This window comes from Bradyrhizobium sp. (assembly GCF_035309285.1).
In the GTDB taxonomy this organism is placed as follows: Bacteria; Pseudomonadota; Alphaproteobacteria; order Rhizobiales; family Xanthobacteraceae; genus Bradyrhizobium.
Genome location: NZ_DATGFH010000070.1, coordinates 1 through 23,945 on the forward strand (window position 1 = coordinate 1; position 23,945 = coordinate 23,945).

Consider the following 23,945-nt stretch of genomic DNA (forward strand, 5'->3'; position numbering starts at 1 on the left):
CCACGCCACGCGGCCTCGCGATCCGCGAAAGACATGACATTGTCTATCGCAATGTCACTATCGGATCGTCCGCGCCCGCGAAGCCGGCCGGGCCGCCGCCGGCCGCCAAACACCGTGAAACGCATTTCGCAGATCCCGTGCTGCTGTTTCGCTACTCGGCTCTGACTTTCAATGGCCATCGCATTCATTACGACCGCGACTACGTCACCAAGGTCGAGGGCTATCCCGGCCTGATCTTCCATGGGCCGCTGCAGGCGGCCTTCATCGTCGAGCTGGCGGCCAAGCTGCACAACGGCCAGCCACCGAAGAAGCTCAGCTATCGCGGCGTGCAGCCATTGTTCGAAGGCAGCGAGTTCTCGGTCAACGCCAACGACAAGGACGGTGGACTCGAGCTATGGACCGCCAACGCCGAGGGCCAGCCCACGATGAAAGGAACGGCGACGTGGTGACCTCTCCGCCGTCATTCCGGGGCGCGCATTAGCGCGAACCCGGAATCTCGAGATTCCGGGTTCGATGCTTCGCATCGCCCCGGAATGACGTATCCTGATTGCAGTCGTCTTCCCAGGGTCAATTATGTCATCCCGCAAACCACCCACCAAAACCGTCACCGTCAAGCAGGCGACGTTCGATCTCCTGCGCGCCTTCGGCATCAAGCGCGTGTTCGGCAATCCCGGCTCGACCGAATTGCCGTTCCTGTCCGACTGGCCTGACGACATCGATTACGTGCTGGGCCTGCAGGAGGCCAGCGTGGTCGGCATGGCCGACGGCTATGCACAGGCGACGCGCAACGCCGGCTTCGTCAATCTGCATTCGGCGGCCGGCGTCGGCAATGCGCTCGGCAATATCTACAACGCGCATCGCAACCAGACGCCACTCGTGATCACCGCGGGCCAGCAGGCCCGATCGATCCTGCCGCTGCAGGCGTTCCTCTCCGCCGAGCGCGCTTCCGAATTTCCCCGGCCCTATGTGAAATATTCCATCGAGCCGGCGCGGCCCGAAGACGTGCCGGCCGCGATCGCGCGCGCCTATTACACCGCGATGCAGCCGCCCTGCGGGCCGACCTTCGTCTCGGTACCGGTCGACGACTGGACGCATCCCACGCAGCCTGTCGCCGTGCGAAAAGTCAGCCGTGAGATCGGCCCCGATGGCCAGGCGATGCAGGCGCTGATCGCGGCGCTTGCGGCGAGCAAGCACCCTGCCCTCGTCGTCGGCCCCGGCGTGGACCGCGCGGGCACGGTCGAGCAGATAGTAAAGGTCGCGGAAAAGACCAAAGCCGCCGTCTGGGTCAGCCCGTTCTCGGCGCGCTGCTCCTTCCCCGAGCGCCATCCGCAATTTGCGGGGTTCCTGCACGCTTCGCCCGGCCAGCTTTCGGATGCGCTGCGCCCTTATGACCTCGTGGTCGTGATCGGCGCGCCGGTGTTCACCTTCCATGTCGAGGGCCATGCCTCGATCTTCGACGGCGCGACCACGATTGTGCAGATCACCGATGATCCCGATGCGGCCGCGATGACGCCGGTTGGCACCAGCATCGTCGCGACGATGCAGTCTGCGCTATCGACGCTGCTGGACATGCTTCCGGAAACAAAGCGCACAGCGCCCGCGGGCCGCACCTTGCCGCCGGCGCCTGCCGCGGCCGATCCGATCCCCGTGGAGTTCCTGCTGCATTCGCTCGCGAATGCGATGCCGAAGGATGCCGCGCTCGTCGAGGAAATCCCCTCGCATCGGCCGGCGATGCAGAAGTTCATGCCGATGCGCGGGCAGGACAGTTTTTACACCATGGCAAGCGGCGGGCTCGGTTATTCACTGCCGGCCGCGGTCGGCATGGCGCTTGGCCGCGGCGACCGTCATACCGTCTGCCTGATCGGCGATGGATCTGCAATGTATTCGATCCAGGCGCTGTGGACCGCGGCCCAGCGCAAGCTGCCGCTGACGGTCGTCGTCATCAACAACGCCGGCTACGGCGCGATGCGCTCATTCAGCCAGGTCATGCAGGTGCGCAATGTGCCTGGCCTTGATTTGCCTGGCCTCGATTTCGTGAAGATCGCCGAGGGACACGGCTGCGACGCCGTGCGCGTCGCGAAGGCTGCCGAGCTGGCGCCGGCGCTGAGGCGCGCGCTCGCGCTCAAGGGCACGAGCCTCGTCGAGGTGATGATCGATTCCGCCGTGCCGCTGCTCTACGCGCAGAAGAGCTGAGGACACCGCGAGGTCAACCCGCTGCCCGCGCGGCTGCGATTTGTCCGGCCAGGCGGGTGTAATCGGCCCAGATCAAATTCAGGAATAGTGGCGGCTCCTGCCGCGCCTGCAACATTTCGGCGCAACGTTCCTTTGCGCCTTCCGTCGCCCACCAGCGCTGTGCGGCGACCGCGATCTTGCGGAAGTGATTCAGCGTTCCCGAAAATTGCCTGCGGTCGGCGCCAGCGAGACCGGCGCAATGATTGAGCCAGTTGAATCCAGCGATGACCGCGATGGCGAGATCAGCCGTGGCGTTGCCGGTGAACTCGATGACCGTGTCATCATGCGGCAATTGACGAAGGTAGGCGTCGAGTACGGCGGTTTGCGCATCGGGGTCGGCAAGCAGCGTGAATTCACGCCGCGGCACGCTCAGGAGATACCGGCACGCTTCCAGCCGCGTATGATCGCAGATCGATGGCTCGTCCCCGTGCGCATCCGAGACGGTACGCTTGCAGGCGGGATAGATCAGTTTGCCGTTATCGACGTTGTCGAGATAGTCCTTCGCACGCTTCTCGATATCCTCGAGAAGTGTCGGTGGGCCGCTTTGCGGCATCGAACTCTTTCCAAATGGCCACCAATTCATGCGGCACCGAAAGCGCTCGTAAGGACAGGTCAAAGACTCCCAAGAAATTTCTCAAGCGCGGTATTGGTCGCGGCCGGCGCCTCCTGCTGCACCCAGTGGCCGATGCCCGGCAGGATGGTCGAGCCGCGAAAGTCGGTGCAGGCCATGCCCGGGTTCGCATAGAGGTCCATCCCGGGAATGAAGGCGCGCACCGCGTCGCGCTCGCCGCCGATGAAGCAGGCCGGCCGCGTTACCGGCTTTCCCGCAAATTCCGCCATGTCCTCAAAATCGAGCTTCTGCGCCCGATAGCGGTTGAGCGGACCGCGGAAGCCGCCGCCGCGGAATGCATCCACATAGACCTGCAGATCCTGCTCGCTCATCCAGGCCGGAAACGGCTTTGGATCGATCATGCCGTCCAGCAATTTCACATCGGCCGGCTTTTGCTCGAGCCACTTGTTGAGCGGCGCATCGCCCGACAGCGCAAAATACGTCTTGCGGAGGCCAACGGGAATGTCGGCCTCGAACTCCGCTTCGGCAACGCCCTCATCCTGGAAATAGAGCTGGTAGAAGAAGCGGTCCTTGTAGGCGGATTTCGCCACGTCGATGAAGGCCATCGCGCCCCGCGGAATATAGGGAACACTCAAGCCGGCGACTGCCGCCACCTTGTCCGGATAGCGCAGCGCCGTGTTCCACACGATCGGCGCGCCCCAATCATGGCCGAACAGGATCGCCTTGCCGCCACCGAGCTGATCGATCACGGCAGCCACGTCGGAAGCCAGATTGCGAAGGGTATAGGCAGCGATCGCCGGCGGCTTGGAGCTTCCCCCATAGCCGCGCACGTCAAGTGCCGCGACCGCGTAGCCACGTGCGGAAAAATGCGAGATCTGGTGACGCCACGAATACCAGAGCTCCGGAAATCCGTGCACGCAAAGAATAAGCGGACCGCGGCCGGCGACAGCGACCTTGAGGCTGACCGATCCGTTTTGCACTGTCGCGAAATCCATCATGTACTCGCGGATTGCAGGCTCGACCTTAAGTCACTTACCGTATTGCTCGCGCATCTTCGCCTGGATCTTGGCCATGCCCGCGATCCAGCGGTCGTAATTCTCGGTCTTCTTGCGCATATAGCCCAGCACCTGCGGGTGCGGCAGGATCACGAAGGTCTCCTGCTCGATACCGGCCAGCGCGTCACGGGCGACCTGCTCCGGCGCGAGATCGCCGTCGCCGGATTGCGGGCCCTTCGGGATCGAGCGCAGCATGTTGGTGTCGACGCCCTGCGGGCACAGGATCGAGACCTTGATGCCGTCGGCGCGGTGCGAGATCGCAAGATTCTCGGCAAAGCCCACCGCGGCATGTTTCGTGGTGGAATAGGCCGGGCTGCCGACCTGCGACAACAGGCCGGCTGCGGAGATCGTGTTGAGGAAATAGCCGCCGCCGCGCGCCTTGTAGCGCGGGACAAGATGCCGCGCGGCATAGACATGGGCCATCACATGGATTGCCCAGCTCCGCGCCCAGGGCTCGTCCGAGGTGCCGCCGGCATTGAGCGAGAGCGGATCGAAGCCACCGCCGATGCCCGCATTGGAGCAGAACAGCGCGATCGGCCCGAACTGCCGTTCGGTCTCGTCGATCACGTGCAGGATGTCCTTTTCCTTGGCGACGTCGCATTGGAACGCGGCGCCATGGACGCCGGCCGCCACGGTGCGCGCATTGTGGCCGTCGAGATCGACGACGATCACCTTGGCCGCGCCCGCGCCGTGAAACGCCTCGCAAAGCGCCTTGCCGATGCCGTTGGCGCCACCGGTGACAACCACCACTTTGCCGGCCACCTGCATCGTCTCCTCCCGCTTATTGGTTGTCAGGTCAGGACGAGGTCCATCACCGCCGTGTAGTGACAGGCCGCGCCCAGCAGCACGAAACAATGCCAGATCACGTTCTGGAAGCGCAACCGCCGCCAGGAGTGAAAGATCACCCCAAGGCTATAGAGCGCACCGCCGGCGAGCACGAACCATAGCGCCACCGTCGGCAGCGCGCCGACCACGGAGTGATAGAGCATCATTCCGCTCCAGCCGAGCGCAAGATAAAGTCCGACGGCGAGCCGATCGAACCGCCCCGGCCAGCCGAGCTTGAGGACGATGCCGACAATCGCGACGCACCATACCCCGATCAGAAGCGCGAGCGCCAGCACGCTGTCCTTCATCTCCATAATGAACGGCGTGTAGGTCGCCGCGATCAGCACATAGATCGCGGAGTGATCGAAGCGGCGCAGCACCCATTTGGTGCGCGACACCGGCCAGAGATTATAAGTCGCCGACAGGACCAGCATCGACAGCAGGCCCGCGACATAGATCGAGACCGCGACGATATCGAGCACCGACGCATAGACGGCGGTGAGCACGACCAGCACGGTCGCGGCAATCAGGCCAAAGAGAATGCCGATGGCATGCACCACGCCGTCGGCGATCAGCTCGACCCGGTCGTAGTTCCAGCGGATCGCGCCGGTTGCGGCATGGAACGAGGTCGTGGCGAGTTGCTTCAACTGGAAGATCGTCATGGATGCCTGCAAGCCCTGTGGCACGGAATGAACACTGTTTTGCGGGACCAAAATAGCCCTTCGGTCCGCTCCAAGCATCCTCTTAGCGCCAAACGCGACGGAAATGTGAAGCTTGATTTTGGCCAGACAATCGCCACTTTTGTGAGCGGTTCACGCTTGCCCCCTTCCCGTCCCGAGATTGAATGGCGCCCGGATTTTCCGACATCATCGAGGAAGCGCGGCTTTCGGCACGGGCGCTGCTCGACTACGGCGAGAGCTTCTTCAACCCGACGGTGCGGCTCGGCGTTACCGGCCTGTCGCGCGCCGGCAAGACCGTGTTCATCACCGCGCTGATCCACGGGCTCACCCGCGGCGGCCGCTTTCCGGTGTTCGAGGCGCTCGCCACCGGCAGGATCGCGCGCGCGCAATTGGCTCCGCAGCCGGACGACGCGGTCCCGCGCTTTGATTATGAAAATCATCTGCGCACACTGATCGAGCATCGATGCTGGCCGAACTCGACGGTCGATATCTCCGAACTGCGGCTCGTGATCGACTACCAGCGCCACAACGGCGCGGACCGCACGCTCACGCTCGACATCGTCGATTATCCCGGCGAATGGCTGCTCGATCTGCCGCTGCTCAACAAGAGCTACGAGCAATGGTCGGCTGAAAGTCTTGCGCTGTCGCGCGCCGCGCCGCGCGCGCCTCTCGCCGCCGCCTGGCACGCTGAGCTCGCGAACCTGAAGGCCGAAGGCAAGGAAGACGAGCAGGCGACGCTGGCCTCGGCGAAACTGTTCACCGACTATCTGCGCGCCTGCCGCGACGAGCGTTTCGCCATGAGCCTGCTGCCGCCCGGCCGTTTCCTGATGCCGGGCAATCTCAAGGGCTCGCCGGCGCTGACCTTCGCGCCGCTCGATGTGCCGGCCGACGGAACCGCGGCGGACGGCTCGCTGTGGGCGATGATGGTGCGGCGCTACGAGGCCTACAAGGACGTGGTGGTGCGCCCGTTCTTCCGCGACCATTTTGCCCGGCTCGACCGCCAGATCGTGCTGATCGACGCGCTGGCCGCGTTCAATTCCGGCGCCGAGGCGTTGCACGATCTGGAAGCGGCGCTTGCCGGCATTCTGGATTGCTTCCGCGTCGGACGCAGCACGATTCTTTCCGCGCTGTTCCGGCCGCGGATCGACCGCATCCTGTTCGCGGCGACCAAGGCCGACCATCTGCATCATCTGAGCCATGACAGGCTCGAGGCGGTGCTGCGCCGCGCCGTCACGGGCGCCGTGGAGCGGGCGGAAGCGACCGGCGCTGCGATCGACGTCGTCGCGCTCGCGGCGGTGCGCGCGACCCGCGAGGCCCAGGTTCAGCGCGGCCGCGACAAGCTGCCGTCGATCCTGGGCACGCCCGTGCCCGGCGAGAACGCGGGCGGCGAGATCTTTGACGGCAAGACCGAAGTCGCGACCTTTCCGGGCGACCTGCCCGCCGATCCCGAGGCGCTGTTCAATGGCGAGCCCTTCCGCGGCCTGTCCTCGACGGAAGCCGACAAGGCCGATTACCGCTTCCTGCGCTTCCGCCCGCCGCAACTCGAGCACGACGGCAGTGGCGAACCCGCGCTGCCTCACATCCGCCTTGACCGGGCGCTGCAGTTCCTGATCGGAGACCGCCTGCAATGAGCGATCGACCCAAGCATAGGCGCCCCGCAACCTTCCGGCTCGATGATCCCGGTGTCGTCGTGATCGACGCCGAAGAGGCCGGCAAGCCCGCCCGCGGCACCGTGCAGATCACTCCGGAGCCTGATCAGGCGCAGTTGCCGGTTCCCATCGAGCCGCCCGCGGTGCCCCGCCGCGCCTTCGGCTGGGGCACGCTGTTCTGGAGCGGCGTCGCCGGCATGGTGCTGCTGGGGCTCGGGCTCGGCGTCGCGCATTTCATCGAGGATCTGTTCGCGCGGAGCGAAAGCCTCGGCGTGCTCGGCCTCGCCTTCACCGCGGCCGCCGCGTCGGCGCTCGGCGTCATCACCCTGCGCGAGCTCGCCGCGCTGGTTCGGCTCGCCACCATCGAGAAGCTGCATGCGCGCGCAGCTCACGTGCTCCTCAGCGACGATCGCGGCGAGAGCCGCGCGATCCTGAAAGACCTGCTCAAGATCGCCCACCAGAACCCGCAGCTTGCGCGCGCCCGTAACCAGCTCGCCGGCCATGCACACGACATCATCGACGGCGCCGACATGATCAAGCTTGCCGAGCGCGAATTGATGACGCCGCTCGATGCCGAGGCGCGCCGCCTCGTCTCGTCCGCGGCGCAGCGCGTCTCGATCGTCACCGCGATCAGCCCGCGCGCCGCAATAGACATCCTCTTCGTGTTCGTGGCGGCGCTGCGGCTGATCCGCCAGCTCGCGCACCTCTATGGCGGCCGCCCCGGCGCGCTCGGCATGATCCGGCTGCTCCGTCACGTGATCGCGCATCTTGCGATCACCGGCGGCATTGCCGCGAGCGACAGCGTGATCCAGCAGATGCTCGGCCACGGCATCGCGGCGAAACTCTCGCAGCGTCTCGGCGAAGGCATGCTGAACGGCCTCCTCACCGCCCGCCTCGGATTAGCCGCGATCGACGTCACGCGCCCGCTGCCGTTCACCGCCCTACCGCGCCCGGCGCTCACCGATCTCGCCAAGGACCTGCTGACCAAGCGGGAGGAGGATGAGCGCTAACGCGATCTGCCTCACTTCACTCGTCATTCCGGGGCGCGACGAAGTCGCGAGCCCGGAATCCATAACCCCGGTTGTGGTTATAGATTCCGGGCCTGCGCCTGACGGCGCATCCCGGAATGACGAACCAAATGTGTTTGCTGCTCCCAGCTATCGCGTCTGCTTGCGGATGAACTCCGTGATCAGGCTCAGCGCTTCCACAGACGCCGGCTTGGTCGGGTTCAGGGAAATGAAGGTGTGCGGTTCGCCCTCGAACTTCCGCAGCGTGATCCTGCCGCCGGCTTTGGCGTAAGCGGCCACGAAGCGGTCCGCCATATCAGGGGTGACGTTGGCATCCGCCGTGCCCTGGATCAGCAAGGCCGGCGGCAGCGAGCCCGCCTCGCCGCTTTCAAGGATCGCCTGCGGGTTGGCTTCCGCCATCGTTGCTTCGTTCAGGAAGAACGCATCGTGGTTCTTGACCAACCGCTCGTTGCCGGTCGCCCGCGCCATCCTGTAGCGCGCCACGGGATCGGAAATCGGCCAGCAGACGACAACGAAGCCGAGGCTCGCATCGACGTGATCGGCGCCGGCGAGCTTGTGCGCCGTGTATCTGGGGTCGCGCGGCCGCAGCACGTTGAGCCACAACTGATGTCCGCCGCTCGAGGTGCCAAGCCCGCCGACACGGCTGGCGTCGCCGCCCCAGCGCGCGATGTTGGCCTTCAGCCAGCGGATACCGAGATTGATATCGGCGACCGAGGCCGGATAGGGCGAGGCCGGCGCCAGTCGAAAATCAAGCGCCAGCACTGCGGTTCCGGCCGCGGCGATCACCTGGTCGATCGCGGCATTCTGCAGCCGATCGGTGGCGACCCAGGCGCCGCCGTGCACGTCCACGACAGAGGTAAATCCGGTGACCCCACGCGGGCGATAGAAGCGCGCAAGCAGCGGTGTGTCACCGACCTTGCCGTATTCGAGATCCTCGACAATCACGTCGTGTTTTTGGACGAGATCACTCATGTCAGTCATTTGAATGACTCCTTCCAGATAGTACGGCCATCACGATGCTGTCGCCAGGTGCGTACTGTGCCAGCACGCGCCAGCGGAAGAAAGGCGTATCCGGCGGCGGTGAAAGTTCCGGCGTCCAACCGGTCAGCTTTTCCAATGCGTAAGTGTCCATGACCACGCCGCGCCAGACGCGCTTCACATGCTCCAACGGCTCGCGCTTCGCAGTCGTCAGGTCCCACAGCGGCAGGAGCTGATCCGGCTCGCGCGCGACATAGAGGCCGGTATGGCCCTTGATGCGGTCCATGCCGGGATCCTTGAAGCCCTGGAAGCGGCCGCGCTCGGTCACTTCGATGATCGGCACACGGTCCTTCAGAAACCAGCGCAGCATCGCATAGGTGCGGTAGTCCGTGGTCGCGATCCAGGTCGCGCCGGTCTCTTGCAACTCCGCTTCGACGCGCACCACGACGGCTTCAAAGTTGGCCTCCCCGCCGATCGGATCGGTGCGGCCGATGAAGTTCCAGGGTGCCGCGACATAATAGAAAAACACCAGCACCACCATCGCGATGCCAGCGACGATGGCCGCATTGGCCCACCTCACCGTCGATCGGATCATCCATTTGGGCCAGCCCTCGCGCGGCAGCATGGCGATGTTGATCGCGGCCGCCGCAAAGCCGGCCGGCCACATGAACATCGGCCAGGTATCGCCGACCCGAAGTGTCAGCGACTTCCAGAGGAAATAGAGGAAGGGCACGATGACCGCGGTCGAGAGCAGGATCGCGACCGGCTCGCGCGCGCGGTAGCCGCGCCAGGCGGTGAACGCCAGCCCCGACAGCACCACCGGAAACAGCACGAAGCCCACCAATCCCCATTGCAGGCCGATATAGTCCCCGACGGTGCGCAGCGAGACGGCACGCTGCGCGGTCGCGCGCACAAGCTGGAAGCGGAACGAGGCCCAGTCGTGCTGGTAATTCCAGATCAGCACCGGCGAGAACAGGACGAGCGCGATCAGCGCGGCGAGCCACGGATAGGGCGAGCGCAATTGGGCGAGCCGCCAGTCCGGCACCAGCATGAAGGCGAGTATCGCAGGCAGCATCATCACGGCCGTGAATTTCGACAGCAGCGACAATCCGCCGAACAGACCGGCGGCGAGCCACCAGCGCTGGTCGCCACTTTCGACCAACCGCACCAGGGACCAAAGCATCGCGACCGCAAACGGGATCAGCGCGACGTCAGGCGCTACCTTCGCCATCAACAGCCCGTAATAGAGCGCGGCCTCCGGCATCAACAGCGCCAGCACGATAGCCCGGACGTCGTGCGTGACGCGGCGAACGATGTCGGCGAGAAGCAATTGCGTGCACAGCATCGTGACGATGCCGGCAAAGCGGACGCCGAGATTGGTGTCGCCGAAGATGAGAGTACCGAAGCGGATGAACCAGGCGATCGTCGGGGGATGATCGAGGAACGACAGCACATGCTCCTTCGACCAGGTCCAGTAATAGGCCTCGTCGGTGCGCAGGTCGATCAGGCTGGCATAGGCGATCCGCAAGCCGGTCATTGCCGCGATCACGACGACCGCGACGATCAGGGAGCGCGAGGCGGAAGGGTCCGCCTGGGGGCGGCGGAGCTCGGGGGAAGCTGTTGTCACGGCGCTTTCTCCCCGACTCCCCCGATCAAGTCAACGTGCGCTGCTTTCCCCTCTGGAATGCCCGTCATGGTTGGCGGATAATGATGCTATGGACGACGTGGCACCCTCCCCGGCACCTTCCCTGGCAGCGCCTTCACGCGAGCAGATCGCTCCGCTTTGGCGCGGCATCGGCCTGCGCCAGGTCCGGCTCGCCTGCGGCATGGTGCTGTTCACCTACCTGATCAGCCATTTCCTCAACCACGCACTCGGCAACATCTCGCTCGATGCAATGGCCGACGGCGTCTACTACCACACGCTGTTCTGGCAATTCCCGCCGGTCGCGATCATCTTCTATGGCTCGGCGCTGGTGCATTCCGGCCTCGGCATCTGGGCGCTATACCAACGCCGGCAATTCAAGTGGAAGGGGATGGAACCGCTGCAGCTGCTGCTGGGCCTGAGTGTGCCTATGCTTGTCGCCTTCCATGTCGTCGGCGTGCGGCTCGGCCAGACGCTGTTCGGGCACCAGAAGCTTTATCCGCAGGAGCTCTACGCCTTCTGGGTCGCGAATCCGACGAAGGCCCTGCAGATATCAGCCGTGCTGGTGATCGCCTGGATCCATGGCTGCATCGGGCTGTATTTCTGGCTGCGCATGAGGACGTGGTTCAGGCACGCCGCGCCGTGGCTGCTCGCCGTTGCCGTGCTGGTCCCCACCCTGGCGCTGCTCGGGTTCTATCAGGGCGGGCAGAGCGTGATAGACAACGTGGATGCCGCCTGGATTGCGGACAACCTTTCCAAGCAGCACGTCGGAACGCGGGCGGAAGGCAGGACGCTGGATGCCATCGTCGATTATTTCCTGGCCGGCTATCTCCTTCTGATCGGCATCGCCGTGCTGGCGCGCGGGGCCCGCGCTCTGCTTGAGCGCCGAGGCGGCATGATCAACCTGTCCTATGGCAATGGGCGCACGGTTCGCGTGCCCAAGGGCCTCAGCGTGCTGGAGGCGAGCCTGCGCAACAACGTGCCCCACGCCAGCGTCTGCGGCGGGCGGGCGCGCTGTTCGACCTGCCGCATCCGCGTGATCGGCGATCACGCTGCGCTGCCCGCGCCCTCGCCGCGCGAGGCCTTCGTGCTTGCGCGGGTCGGCGCCGCCGACCCGTCGATACGCCTCGCCTGCCAATTGCGCCCGACGTCGGACCTCACCTTCTTCCAACTCTTCATCCCAAGCCTTGCGTCGGCGAACGCGCATGCCGGTAATCCGTCGCGGGTCGGAGAGGAGCGCTACCTCGTCAGCCTGTTCGTCGACATGCGCGGCTCGACGCGGCTTGCGGAAAAGCGGCTGCCATTCGACACGGTATTCGTCGTCAACCGCTTCCTTGCGGCGGTGTCGCAGGCGGTGATCGAATGCGGCGGCCGGCCCAACCAGTTCGTCGGCGACGGCATGCTCGCTCTGTTCGGGCTTGCGACGTCGGCGCAAACCGCCTGCCGGCAGGCAATTCGCTCGGCGGCACTGATCTCGGCCAATATCGACGAGCTGAACCAGTTCCTGAGCCATGACCTGCGCGAGCCGATCCGCTTCGGCATCGGCATTCACGGCGGCGAGGTGATCGTCGGCGACATCGGCTATCGCGACCACATGGTGTTCACCGCACTCGGCGACGCCGTCAATGTGGCCGCGCGCCTGCAGGACATGACCAAGACCCTGGCCTGCGAGGCCATCATCTCCGAAGAGGTGCACGTCACCGCGGGCCTTGGCGAGCACGACCTTCCCGAGCAGGAAATCGAGATCCGCGGACGCGCCGAACCGATGCGCGTGCACGTCGTCGTGCAGGCAAAGGCGCTGGCCGAATTGGTCGACCGGATTGGCGCGGTCGCGGCATCTCCTCCGACCGAAATCGCCGTGTAATACCCGGCGCGGACATTCGTTCAGGAAAACTCCCGGTCCGCGCTCCGCGGTCCGGACCTTTGTCTATCCGTTTTGCACCGCAACCATTTGCCCCGAAAAGCAGGATTTGACTTGGGGCGCGCCGCTGCCGCAGTCTGGCTTTTTCGGTTCCGGTGATGACCGGGATCAAAACGAGAGCTTCGGAGGAAGCCATCATGCTCGATCGACGTGAATTGATGAAGCGCGCCGGCATGGCCGCGCTTGCCACCGGTTTTGCTTCAACGCGGGCGCTCGCGCTCGACACCGTGACACTCCCATTCGAGAATGGCGAACGGCCGCTCGTCACTTATCCGCAGAAGCGTCCGATGATCGGGCTGACCAGCCGGCCACCGCAGCTCGAGACGCCGTTCTCCGTCTTCAACGACGGCTTGATCACGCCGAACAACGCGTTTTTCGTGCGCTATCATCTGGCCGGCATTCCATTGAACATCGACCCCGACAAGTTCACGCTTGTCGTCAAGGGCAAGGTCGATCGCGCGCTGACGCTGTCGCTGAAGGACATCCGCAAGCTCAAGGCCACCGAGATCGTCGCCGTCAATCAATGCTCCGGCAACAGCCGCGGCTTCTTCAATCCGCGCGTGGCCGGCGGCCAGCTTGGCAATGGCGCGATGGGCAACGCGCGCTGGCACGGCGTACCGCTGAAGACCGTACTCGACATGGCCGGCGTGCAGGCCGGCGCCAGGCAAGTGCGCTTCGATGGCATGGACGGGCCGGTGATGGACACCACGCCCGATTTTGCCAAAGCGCTCGACATCGACCATGCACGTGACGGCGAGGTGATGCTGGCCTATGGCATGAACGGCGACGATTTGCCGGTGCTCAACGGCTTCCCGCTCCGCCTCGTAGTGCCCGGCTATTACGGCACCTATTGGGTCAAGCACGTGAACGAGATCACCGTTCTCGACCACGAGTTCGACGGCTTCTGGATGAAGTCCGCCTACCGGATTCCGGATACGCCCGACAACTCCGTCGAGCCGGGCACGACGCCGAAAGCGACGATCCCGATCAACCGCTTCACGGTGCGCTCCTTCATCACCAGCCTCTCCGATGGCGCCAAGCTGAAGGCGGGCCGGACCAAGCTGCGAGGCATCGCCTTCGACGGCGGCGCCGGCATCAAGCAGGTCGACGTCTCCACCGACGGCGGCAAGACCTGGACGCAAGCAAAGCTCGGCCGCGACCTCGGTAAATATTCGTTCCGCGAATGGAAGCTGCCGGTCAAGCTCGCAGCCGGCAGCTACGAGCTGAAGGTCCGTGCCACCAACAATGGCGGCGACACGCAGCCGGCCGAGCCAAAATGGAATCCGGCCGGCTATTTGCGCAATGTCATCGAAGTCTATCGTGTGACCGCGGCGTGAGGAGAACGGCCATGAAGCATCAACTCCTTCTCGCCATCGCACTTGCCGCGTCACTCGGCCTGGTCACGGCCCGCGCGGTGCCGGTGGTCTACAAGCTGCCGGAGGAAACGGCTGCCCTCAAACCGGGCCCGAATCTCGACTTGGTCAAGAGCAATTGCACCGGCTGCCATTCGGCCGACTACGTCAACACCCAGCCGCGCAATGTGAAGTCCAGGAAGGACTTCTGGCAGACCGAGGTCACCAAGATGATCAAGCTCTATGGCGCGCCGATCAAGGAGGCCGACGTGCCGAAGATCGTCGAATATCTCGCCACGACCTATTAGGCCTCGTTCGGGGAACAGCAATGCCGGCCGTGTCGGCGGCCGGCAAACGCGAAAAAGCCGCAAATGCGCCGCGATATCGATCGTTTCCGGCGAAATCCGATGCTTGTTTGAGCTACCAAGCTTGCCGCAACCGTCGTATCCTCTCGGACCGGATGAGCCGGTGTGCGGGGACCGGATCGTTCGTTTTTTATTATTTATTGATCCCGCGGAGACGACGGATGGCTAAAGGTACGGTCAAGTGGTTCAACCCGACGAAGGGCTATGGATTCATCCAGCCCTCTACCGGCGGGAAGGACGTTTTCGTTCACATTTCGGCGGTGCAGAAGGCAGGGCTTTCGACGCTTAACGAAGGGCAGACCATCGAGTACGAAGAGATCGCTAATCGCGGTAAGACCTCGGCAGAGAACCTCAAGGTTTAGCGCAAGCCACGCACTGTCCCGGATTTCAAGTCCGGGAGCGCGGCTTCCCACCATTTCATCCGACAATTGTCTTCGGTAAGAGCATCTGGCTCTTACGCGCATGGAATGCCTATTGCAGTGACTGAGCCGGTTGCGTGATAACACACCGGCATGCCAAGGCACGCCATGACCTCCGATTCGAGCGTCCTTCCGCCATTTTCCGCGCCCTTCGCGCCGGACGATGCCGCACTGGCAGTGGGGCTTCTCGCGAACGCCAGGCTCGAGGACGAGCAGGAAAAGCGGATCGACCGCACGGCGACGCGGCTGATCGAAGCGATTCGCGCCAATGATGACCCGCTCGGCGGCGTCGAGGACATGCTGCGCGAATTCGCGCTCTCGACCAAGGAAGGCCTGGCGCTGATGGTGCTGGCGGAGGCGCTGTTGCGCGTGCCGGACCCCCGCACTGCAGACCGCTTCATCGAGGACAAGCTCGGCGAAGGCGATTTCATCCACCACGAGACCAAATCCTCCGCCTTCCTGGTCAACGCCTCGGCCTGGGCGCTCGGGATGTCGGCGCGGGTGATCCAGCCCGGCGAGACGCCGGAGGGAACGCTCGGCCGGCTCGTCAAGCGGCTCGGGGCGCCCGCGGTGCGCGCGGCGACGCGGCAGGCGATGCGGCTGATGGGCAATCATTTCGTGCTGGGCGAGACCATCGAGGCGGCGCTGGCGCGTGCCCACTCGCCGTCCGCGAAGAGCCCGCGCTATTCCTTCGACATGCTGGGCGAAGGCGCGCGCACGGCCGAGGATGCCGAGCGCTACGTCAAGGCCTATGCAAGCGCCATCGAAGCGATCGGCCGCACCGCCGGCGCCCACCCCCTGCCCGACCGGCCCGGCATCTCGGTGAAGCTTTCGGCGCTGCATCCGCGGTTCGAGGCGGTAAGCCATGGTCGGGTGATGAAGGAGCTTGTGCCGCGCTTGAGCGAACTCGCACGGCTAGCGAGAGCCCATGATCTGAATTTCACCGTCGACGCCGAGGAGGCCGACCGCCTGGAGCTCTCGCTCGACGTGATTGCCGCAACGCTCGCCGAGACAGCGCTTGCCGGCTGGGATGGCTTTGGCCTTGCCATCCAGGCCTATCAGAAGCGCGCGTCGGATGTGATCGACTATATCGACGCACTCGCGCGCCGCCATGATCGCCGCCTGATGGTGCGGCTCGTCAAGGGGGCTTATTGGGACACCGAGATCAAGCGCGCGCAAGAACGCGGGCTTGACGGTTATCCCGTGTTCACGCGCAAGGCCATGACGGACCTCAATTACGTCGCCTGCGCGCGGAAACTGCTCGCCTTGCGGCCGCGCCTGTTCCCGCAATTCGCCACCCACAATGCGCTGACGGTAGCGACCATGCTGGAGCTCGCGGGCGGCGAGGACGGCTTCGAATTCCAGCGCCTGCACGGCATGGGCGAAGCGCTCTACGCGCAGCTTGCCGAAGACCGCCCAAGGCTGGCCTATCGCACCTATGCGCCGGTCGGCAGCCATCGCGACCTCCTTGCCTATCTGGTGCGACGGCTCTTGGAGAATGGCGCCAACACTTCGTTCGTGGCCCTTGCCGCCGATGATGCCGTGCCGCTCAAAGCTCTGCTGCAGCGCCCCGCCGACATCATCGGCCGCCCCGCCGACGCGCCGCATGCCAACATCCCGCTGCCGCGCGATCTGTTGCTGCCGCAGCGGATCAATTCGCGCGGAATCGAATTCGGCGAGCGCGCCGCCTTGGACAAGCTTCTCTCCGCGATCGCGGCCGAAACCGTGCCGCACGCCGGCAGCGTCACCGACGCGACGCCAGCACAGGCGCATGCGGCGGTCGCTGCGGCGCGGGCCGGGTTTCAGAGCTGGAGCTCGACGCCGGCAAATGTACGGGCGGCCAGGCTGGAAAAGGCTGCCGAATCCCTGGAGAGCCGCGCAGCGCATTTCATCGCGCTGCTGCAGCGCGAGGGCGGTAAGACGCTCGATGACGCGCTGTCCGAGCTGCGCGAAGCCGCCGATTTCTGCCGCTACTATGCCGCCGAAGGCCGCAAGCTGTTCGGCGACGACGAAGCCATGCCGGGGCCGACCGGCGAGAGCAATGCGCTGCGCCTGCGCGGCCGCGGCGTCTTCGTCGCGATCTCGCCGTGGAATTTCCCGCTGGCGATCTTCCTGGGGCAAGTCACGGCCGCGCTGATGGCGGGAAACAGCGTCGTCGCCAAGCCGGCCGAGCAGACACTGTTGATCGCGGCGGAAGCCGTCAAGCTGCTGCATGAAGCCGGCATCCCGGCTTCCGCGCTGCGTCTGGTGCCGGGCGATGGAACGATCGGTGCGGCGCTTGTGGCGCATGGCGATATCGCGGGTGTCGTCTTCACCGGCTCGACCGAGGTGGCACGCGCGATCAATCGTTCGCTCGCCGCCAAGGACGGCGCGATCGTGCCGCTGATCGCGGAGACCGGCGGTATCAACGCGATGATCGCGGACGCGACCGCGCTTCCCGAGCAGGTCGCCGATGACGTCGTGACCTCGGCGTTCCGCTCGGCTGGCCAACGCTGCTCGGCGCTGCGGCTGTTGTTCGTGCAGGACGACGTCGCCGACCGCATGATCGAGATGATCGCGGGTGCCGCCCGCGAATTGAAGATCGGCGATGCAAGTGATCCCTCGACCCATGTCGGGCCCGTGATCGACGCCGAAGCCAAGGCGCGGCTGGACGCGCATATCGTGCGCATGACGCGCGAGGCGCGCGTGCATTTTACCGGCACCGCACCGGAGGGCAATTTCGTCGCGCCGCATATTTTCGAGTTGAAGGATGCCGGCGAGCTCACCGAGGAGGTGTTCGGCCCGATCCTCCATGTGGTGCGCTACCGCGCCGACCAGCTCGAGCAAGTGCTGCGATCGATCGAGCGCACCGGATTCGGGCTCACGCTCGGCATTCATTCGCGCATCGACGATTTGGTGGAGGCCATCATCGCGCGGCTTCAGACCGGCAACATCTATGTCAACCGCAACATGATCGGCGCGGTGGTCGGCGTGCAGCCGTTCGGCGGTCACGGGCTCTCCGGCACCGGGCCGAAGGCCGGCGGTCCGCACTATCTCGCCCGCTTTGCCACCGAACAGACCGTCACCATCAACACCGCGGCTGCGGGTGGCAATGCAACGCTGTTGTCGGGCGAGGAGTAGGCCAGCACGAAGTGTTATTGCTTGGCGCGGAATTACCACGCGCGAGGATGACGGGCAGGCCTGCCCCTCGAACGGTTGCATCGCCCGCCCGAGCCGGGTCAAATGCCGTTTGATCTCGACGCTGCGCGGCGATAATCGACTGCGGCAATAACGATACGGAGTGACGCCACTATGGAAAAGGGCATCTTCGCAGGCCTGAAAGTCATCGACTGCGCGAGCTTCATCGCAGCACCCGCGGCTGCGACCGTGCTGTCGGATTTCGGCGCCGACGTGATCAAGATCGAGCCGCCCGGTTCCGGCGATCCCTACCGCAATCTGCCGCTGCTGCCTGGCTATCCCCACAGCGAGCACAATTTCGCGTGGATGCTGGAATCCCGCAACAAGAAGAGCCTGGCGCTCGACCTCACCAGGCCGGAGGCACAGGCTGTGCTCTACAAGCTCGCCGCTGAAGCCGACGTCTTCATCACCAACATGCCGCCGCAGGTGCGCACCAAGCTCGGCATCACCTACGACCATCTCGCGCATCTCAACGATCGCCTGATCTACGCATCCTTCACCGGCTATGGCGAGAAGGGCGAGGAGGCCAACAAGCCCGGCTTCGACAGCAACGCCTACTGGGCCCGTTCCGGCCTGATGGATCTGGTGCGTGCCGACGAAGAGACCACGCCGGCGCGCTCGGTCGCCGGCATGGGCGATCATCCGTGCGCCATGGCGTTCTACGGCGCGATCGTCACCGCCTTGTTCCAGCGTGAGCGCACCGGCAAGGGCGCGCATGTGTCGACCAACCTGATGGCCAACGGCATCTGGGCCAATGGCATCATGGCGCAGGCAAAGCTTGTCGGCGCCAAATTCTCCAGGCGGCGGCCGCGCGAGCAGGCGCTGAACGCGGTGACCAACCACTACAAGTGCCGGGATGGCCGCTGGATCATCCTGTCGCTGCTCAGCGAGGAGCGGCAATTTCCGACGCTGGCGCGCTGCATCGGCCGCGAGGATCTGGTCACCGACGAGCGGTTTGCGACCAAGGTCGGGCGGCATGCGCGCTCGCTCGAACTTATCAAGATTTTCGACGAGGTGTTTGCGACCAGGGACCTCGCCGAATGGCGCAGCATTCTCGACGGCAATGGGCTCGTGTTCGGCGTGATCGGGATCCTCGACGACATTCCGCGTGACAAGCAGATGATCGAGAACGAGGTGCTGGTGCCGTTCGAGAACGATACTATGCTGACCGTCAACAGCCCGATCTTCATCGACGGCACCAAGAAGGTGCAGCCGAGGAAGCCGCCCGGCATCGGCGAGCACTCCGACGAGATCCTGCGCAATGCCGGCTATGACGAGGCCGCGATCCAGAAGCTCAGGGCCTCCGGCGCGGTAGCGTGACGGCGCTTCCGCCAAAAGGAGGGCCCGGCGTCACCGCGTAAGCCAGGCCCACACGATTAATACCGCGGCCGCCCCGATGATGACGGCAAAGGCGATGGCCCAGCCGCTGATGCGGACGGCGCTGGTGGCCCGGCGCACCGCCTCGTTATGTGCGATTTTTTGATCGCGCTCCCTGTTTTCCTGCTCGGAAGAGCTCATCAGTCGGTCCTCCGCTCATGGTCTACCTGTCGTCGCGGGCTCGAGTGTAGCATCAATTGATGACGCCTGCCCGGCGCCGCTGGCCCCGGCCAACCGGCTCAGGGCAATGGCTGCCAGCGCGGCGCAGAGCGCTGCCGCGGCAGCGGCTATGAAGACCGCCGCAGTGCTCCACTTTGCGGCCAGCAGCATGCCGCCGACGAGCGGGCCGATGATCGAGCCCACCCGGCCGATGCCGAGCGCCCAGCCGACTCCGGAAGCGCGCACCGAGGTCGGGTAGAAGCCGGCAGCCAGCGCATTGGCCGCGATCTGCCCGCCGACGACGCAGAAGCCCGCGGCGAAGATCGCGATCGAGACCAGCACGGCGGACTGGCCGAACTGGCCGATCGCGCCGACCGCGAACATGGCGCCGAAGTAGACCAGCGCGAGCGCACGGAATGAGAAGCGGTCGATGACACTGCCAAGCGCAAACGTACCGATCACGCCGCCGACCTGCAGCATCGATCCGATCAGCGCGGCCTCGGAGACCGACGCGCCGAGATCGTGGAGCACCGTCGGCAGCCAATTGGCGAGGAAATAGATGTCGAGCAGGCTCATGAAGAACACGACCCAGAGCAGAAGCGTCACCGCGCTGCGCCCCTCGCGGAACAAATGCACGACCGGAATGCCGGCAAGATGCGCCTCATGCACGGCGAAGCGCGCATCCGGCGCCAACACCGTGTGCGGGCTGATCCGCTTCAGGAGCTGCGCGACGCGCTCGGGCGCCTGACCAACGGACGCCAGGAAGCGGACCGATTCCGGCAATCCCACGACCAGGATCGGCAACAGCACCAGCGGCGCGATACCGCCAACGACAAACACCGAGCGCCAGCCGAAGCGCGGGATCAAGCCGGCGGCGAGAAGGCCGCCGAGCGCGGCCCCGATCGAGAAGCCGCAGAACATGATCATCACCATGGTGGCGCGGCGGCGCTGCGGATTGTATTCCGAGGTCAGCGCCACCGTGTTGGGCATGGCGCCGCCGAGGCCAAGCCCGGTGAGGAAACGGATCAGCAGCAGCGACGTGGCGTCCTGGGCGAAGGCGGTCGCGAGCGCACCGGCGCCGAAGGCCGCGGTCGAGAAGATGACGATCTTCTTGCGGCCGACCCGGTCGGCGAGCGGCCCGAACACCAGTGCGCCGATCATGAGGCCAAATAGGCCGGCGCTGAAGACGGGTCCGAGCGCGCCTTTCGTCAGGTGCCATTCCCTGGCGAGCGCCGGCGCGACGTAGCCGATCGCCTGGGTGTCGAAGCCGTCGAGGAACAAGACGGCCGCGCAGGCGAGCAGCAGCCGGATCTGGAAGCCACCGACCGGCTGGCGGTCGATGAAGTCGACGAGGTCGATCGCCGGCGTGCCGCCGGCATGCGTTTGAACAGTGGCCATTGCCATCCCCCTCTCCTCACGCGGCTCTTTCCGGCCGCTTCTCGTTGGCGCGTCAGCCTATCGCGCCGCGCTCACTGCGCAAGGCTTCCTTGGTGTAACCCGCGATCCGCTTGTAACCATCCGACAGCGCCAGCAGCTCGTCGCGGCTGATGACGTCGTCGATTGCCTTGAATGGCCTGTCGCGCGTGCGCTCGAACACCTCGCGCAGGATCGCGTCCGGCGGATTGGTGCGGTTTGTAAGCACGATGCGCGTGGTCGCCTCCAGCCGCTGCTTTTCATAAGCCGAGAGCGCGGCGACAGGATCAGCGTGTTGCAATAACGCCGCCGTCAGCGCCCGTGCGTCCAGGATCGCCTGCCCTGCACCGTTGGAGCCGCGCGGCACCATCGGATGGGCGGCATCGCCGAGCAGCGTCACCCGACCAAAACTCCAGCGCGGCAGCGGGTCCTGGTCTACCATCGGAAATTCCAGCACGCTGTCGGCAGCGCGAATGAAGGCAGGCACATCGAGCCAGTCGAAATGCCAGTCGGAGAACGGCCCGATGAAATCGTCCAGCGAGCCGGCGCGGTTCCAGTCGCGCTTGCGGTAAGTCGGCGTCTCGATCTCGGCGACCCAGTTGATGAGCTGCAGGCCGTCACTGCCCGCCGCGCGGATCGGGTAGATCACCATCTTGCCATGCGACAGCCAGCCGGCGCGCACCATGCTTGCGCCCGACAGCATCGGCTTCCAGCGCGTGACGCCGCGCCACATGTTGACGCCGGAATAGCGCGGCTCGCCTTCATCGGGGAAAAATTGCTTGCGGATCACGGAATTGATGCCGTCGCAGGCGATCGCGACGCGACCGCGCATTGTGAAGCGGTTGGCGCCGCCCGGGCCGTCGGAGAAGGTGACGGTCACGCCACCGTCGTCCTGCTCGACGCCGAGGCAATGCCGGCCGGTGACGATACGGTCCGCACCCGCGCGCGAGCGGAACGCCTCGAGCAGCACTCCCTGGAGATCGCCGCGATGAATCGAGAATTGCGGATGGTCGTAGCCTGCGGCACGGCCCAGCGGCTCCTGGTAGATCAACTGCCCGAAGCGGTTGAAGAAGGTCGCGTCGGTGGTCTCGATCGCGACTTTCGCCAGCGCTCCTTCGAGGCCGAGCGTCGCCAATTCCCTGGTCGCATGCGGCAACAGATTGATGCCGACGCCGATCGCGCGGATTTCGGGGACCGACTCGAAGATCCGGCAGGGAATCTTCGCCCGCTGCAGCGCCAGCCCAAGGGTCAGGCCGCCGATGCCGGCGCCGATGACAATGACCTCGTCCATGTTTCCATCCCTTTGGACGGCAATGAAACAATATTAGTAAGCCTACTGTCAATCTAGCTCGTCATTGCGAGCCAACGGGTCCGCGCGAAGCGCGGCCCGATGACCGGCTCCGCGAAGCAATCCATTGTCTACGCGGGAACCATCTGGATTGCTTCGTCCGCTTCGCTCCTCGCAATGACGGAACCAGGCGATTTCACGAACCTACCTCGTCTTCACAAAGCACATCCCCATTCGCGTCGCTGGTCCGCCGGGCTGGCACGAAAGCCCCTCGGCGCAGGTCCAGGAGGCAAAGCTCTTGTCATTGTCGGCGGCCTTCGGCTGCTGCACGTAGCAGTGCGCTCCCCAGCCGTCTTCATATTCGGTGCCGGCAAGCTCGGTGCTGCCGCGCAGTTGCGGACGGCTGGAGAAGCCGCGCGAGAAATCTGGCTGCTTGCCCTCGGCAAAGGCGTTGAGGATATCGCGGCGGCGGACCTGGTCGCCGAAGAAGTGCGGTGACGCCGGCACCACGATCGAGTTGGAAGGCTTCGCCGCCATCCAGTCGACACCGGGGAAATGGAAGCCGCCGATGCCGCGGGTCTGGTGGCAGCCGGAGCAGCTCATGTCGTTGAGGCGCCGCTCAAAGCCCGCGACGGAGCGAATGTTCTGCAATTTGACGTCCCGCGCAGCAGCCTTCGCCAAGGCGGAGACGACATCCTCCTCGCTGAAGACGGGATTTTTGGTGCTGTCCTCGCCGGCGACGAGACCGAAGGCGGGTTGCAGGTTCGATGGCGAGAAGCCGGCCGGCGTCGAGGTGATCGTGCTCTTCAACAAGAAGCGATCCGGAATGAGGATGGTGCCGCGGTCGAGCTCGGCGAAATGGACGGGATCAAGCAGCCAGGCCTTGAAGTCGCGCGCGAGATTGTCGTCCTCCAATAGCCGGTCGCGGTCGATCTGGTTCTCCAGCGGCGACTCGACGAAGGTCTTGGACGCGGCATCGTAGTCGAACACCTTCATCAGATAATCGGTCCGGAAGTCCTGTGTCGGCGATTTCGGCGCATGCGCGATCTGCAGATTGGTCTCGATGCGCACAATATTGTCCGGCGTGATCATATCGAGCGCGCCGCCTGGCGCCGTCAATGTCTCGGCGAGCTTCGCACCCGTGTCGGTCAGGCTGCCGGCGGCGAGCCAGCGTTTGGCGATCTCGGCGCAGGTGATCGCGATACCCTTGCTATCGACGGGCACGCGGCCCTTCGCCTTCAGCACAACATTGAGCGTCATCGGTAGCCGCGGTGTCACCGCGGCCTCGCCGATCGCCTGCCCATGGATCTCTGTCAGACGATAGATCAGCCTGATCTCGCCGCAGCTTTCAGGCGCGACGTAGGCGCGATCCATGCGGTTGACGATGCCGGACAAGACGAACCGCGTGTCCGGCGAATAGAGCTGCGCGCGGTCGAACAATTGAAAGGCAAAGCCTGGTCCAACGCCGATGCTCTCGTTGGGAAGTTCGGCCTTGTGCCTGGCGATATAACGCTTGAAATCATCTTCCAGCGCTTGTCTGACCGGCGCCATCGACGGCAAGGCGAAGAGTTGCGCATTCGTCAGCGGATCATCTGCCGCATGCTCCGGATGCATGATGCGCGTGAGGCCGAAACGGCCGTGGTCAAGTTCGCGCAGCGCCAATGGATCGATGATCGCGGTGCCGCGCTCGAGCGGCGGACGCTCCGCCGCGTGCGCAGACAACGCGCAATAAAAAGCAAAAAAGATAGCGGCGGATGCCCGAGCGGCAGAGACCATGTCCGAACTAACACCGCACGACTGGGTCTATTCAAGCG

Annotated in this window: 20 protein-coding genes; 10 read left to right on the forward strand and 10 right to left on the reverse strand. The window is 64.9% G+C overall.

Going from position 1 to position 23,945, the window contains the following annotated elements:
- Together VKR55_RS13455 and mdlC are read left to right on the forward strand one after the other, a co-directional pair.
- A partial coding sequence (locus VKR55_RS13455; protein ID WP_475386790.1) for an HTD2 family dehydratase occupies positions 1–449 on the forward strand: 449 nt, incomplete at its 5' end.
- 124 nt (positions 450–573) lie between these two features.
- The gene (gene mdlC / locus VKR55_RS13460; protein WP_324403980.1) at positions 574–2,193 is read left to right on the forward strand and encodes a benzoylformate decarboxylase; all 1,620 of its coding nucleotides are present in this window, start codon (positions 574–576) and stop codon (positions 2,191–2,193) included.
- A 13-nt stretch (positions 2,194–2,206) separates the two neighbouring features.
- On the opposite strand, the gene VKR55_RS13465 is transcribed toward mdlC, so the two are convergent.
- Genes VKR55_RS13465 through trhA form a run of 4 tightly spaced genes read right to left on the reverse strand, consistent with a single transcriptional unit; the run spans position 2,207 to position 5,345 of the window.
- Positions 2,207–2,785, reverse strand: a complete 579-nt coding sequence (locus tag VKR55_RS13465; RefSeq protein ID WP_324403982.1) for a hypothetical protein — start codon at positions 2,783–2,785, stop codon at positions 2,207–2,209.
- Between the two features lie 59 nt (positions 2,786–2,844).
- Positions 2,845–3,798 carry an alpha/beta fold hydrolase gene (locus tag VKR55_RS13470; RefSeq protein WP_324403984.1) on the reverse strand — a complete coding sequence of 318 codons (954 nt, stop codon included), beginning with the start codon at positions 3,796–3,798 and terminating at the stop codon, positions 2,845–2,847.
- Between the two features lie 33 nt (positions 3,799–3,831).
- On the reverse strand, positions 3,832–4,626 hold the full coding sequence (locus VKR55_RS13475; RefSeq protein ID WP_324403986.1) for an SDR family oxidoreductase: 795 nt from the start codon (positions 4,624–4,626) through the stop codon (positions 3,832–3,834).
- Positions 4,627–4,649: 23 nt separating this feature from the next.
- Positions 4,650–5,345: a PAQR family membrane homeostasis protein TrhA gene (gene trhA, locus VKR55_RS13480; RefSeq protein WP_324403988.1), complete on the reverse strand. Its 696-nt coding sequence runs from the start codon at positions 5,343–5,345 to the stop codon at positions 4,650–4,652.
- A gap of 182 nt (positions 5,346–5,527) precedes the next feature.
- On the opposite strand from trhA, the gene VKR55_RS13485 reads away from it, so the two are divergent.
- The gene (locus tag VKR55_RS13485; protein ID WP_324403990.1) at positions 5,528–6,994 is read left to right on the forward strand and encodes a YcjX family GTP-binding protein; all 1,467 of its coding nucleotides are present in this window, start codon (positions 5,528–5,530) and stop codon (positions 6,992–6,994) included.
- Positions 6,991–8,022: a YcjF family protein gene (locus VKR55_RS13490; protein WP_324403992.1), complete on the forward strand. Its 1,032-nt coding sequence runs from the start codon at positions 6,991–6,993 to the stop codon at positions 8,020–8,022. Before VKR55_RS13485 ends, VKR55_RS13490 begins: the two co-directional genes overlap by 4 nt.
- Positions 8,023–8,169: 147 nt before the next feature.
- On the opposite strand, the gene VKR55_RS13495 is transcribed toward VKR55_RS13490, so the two are convergent.
- Positions 8,170–9,021, reverse strand: coding sequence for an alpha/beta hydrolase (locus VKR55_RS13495; protein WP_324403994.1), 852 nt, complete (start codon positions 9,019–9,021; stop codon positions 8,170–8,172).
- The gene (locus VKR55_RS13500; protein ID WP_414642361.1) at positions 9,014–10,645 is read right to left on the reverse strand and encodes a glycosyltransferase family 39 protein; all 1,632 of its coding nucleotides are present in this window, start codon (positions 10,643–10,645) and stop codon (positions 9,014–9,016) included. Before VKR55_RS13500 ends, VKR55_RS13495 begins: the two co-directional genes overlap by 8 nt.
- An 88-nt stretch (positions 10,646–10,733) precedes the next feature.
- Between VKR55_RS13500 and VKR55_RS13505 the strand changes: the two genes are divergently transcribed.
- The 6 genes from VKR55_RS13505 to VKR55_RS13530 all read left to right on the forward strand — a co-directional run bounded on the left by VKR55_RS13505 (position 10,734) and on the right by VKR55_RS13530 (position 19,214).
- Entirely contained in the window at positions 10,734–12,524 is a 1,791-nt protein-coding gene (locus VKR55_RS13505) for an adenylate/guanylate cyclase domain-containing protein (RefSeq protein ID WP_324403996.1), read from the forward strand.
- Positions 12,525–12,718: 194 nt separating this feature from the next.
- Positions 12,719–13,918: a SorA family sulfite dehydrogenase catalytic subunit gene (sorA, locus tag VKR55_RS13510; protein WP_324403998.1), complete on the forward strand. Its 1,200-nt coding sequence runs from the start codon at positions 12,719–12,721 to the stop codon at positions 13,916–13,918.
- An 11-nt stretch (positions 13,919–13,929) separates the two neighbouring features.
- Positions 13,930–14,241 (forward strand): SorB family sulfite dehydrogenase c-type cytochrome subunit, encoded by a 312-nt coding sequence (sorB, locus tag VKR55_RS13515; protein WP_324404000.1) that lies wholly within the window; start codon positions 13,930–13,932, stop codon positions 14,239–14,241.
- Positions 14,242–14,459: 218 nt separating this feature from the next.
- Entirely contained in the window at positions 14,460–14,660 is a 201-nt protein-coding gene (locus VKR55_RS13520) for a cold-shock protein (protein WP_324404025.1), read from the forward strand.
- Positions 14,661–14,825: 165 nt separating this feature from the next.
- Positions 14,826–17,837: a bifunctional proline dehydrogenase/L-glutamate gamma-semialdehyde dehydrogenase PutA gene (gene putA / locus VKR55_RS13525; RefSeq protein ID WP_324404002.1), complete on the forward strand. Its 3,012-nt coding sequence runs from the start codon at positions 14,826–14,828 to the stop codon at positions 17,835–17,837.
- A 171-nt stretch (positions 17,838–18,008) separates the two neighbouring features.
- Positions 18,009–19,214 carry a CaiB/BaiF CoA transferase family protein gene (locus tag VKR55_RS13530; protein ID WP_324404004.1) on the forward strand — a complete coding sequence of 402 codons (1,206 nt, stop codon included), beginning with the start codon at positions 18,009–18,011 and terminating at the stop codon, positions 19,212–19,214.
- Positions 19,215–19,244: 30 nt separating this feature from the next.
- Here VKR55_RS13530 and VKR55_RS13535 read toward each other — a convergent pair whose 3' ends face one another.
- The 4 genes from VKR55_RS13535 to VKR55_RS13550 form a co-directional block, all read right to left on the reverse strand.
- A complete protein-coding gene (locus VKR55_RS13535; RefSeq protein ID WP_324404006.1) occupies positions 19,245–19,412 on the reverse strand; it encodes a hypothetical protein in 168 nt (55 codons plus the stop codon).
- 15 nt (positions 19,413–19,427) lie between these two features.
- A complete protein-coding gene (locus VKR55_RS13540) occupies positions 19,428–20,828 on the reverse strand; it encodes an MFS transporter (RefSeq protein WP_324404008.1) in 1,401 nt (466 codons plus the stop codon).
- Positions 20,829–20,880: 52 nt separating this feature from the next.
- Complete coding sequence (locus tag VKR55_RS13545) at positions 20,881–22,134, reverse strand: flavin-dependent oxidoreductase (RefSeq protein WP_324404010.1); 1,254 nt, start codon at positions 22,132–22,134, stop codon at positions 20,881–20,883.
- A 201-nt stretch (positions 22,135–22,335) separates the two neighbouring features.
- Positions 22,336–23,907: a hypothetical protein gene (locus VKR55_RS13550; protein WP_324404011.1), complete on the reverse strand. Its 1,572-nt coding sequence runs from the start codon at positions 23,905–23,907 to the stop codon at positions 22,336–22,338.
- Between the last annotated feature and the right edge of the window lie 38 nt (positions 23,908–23,945).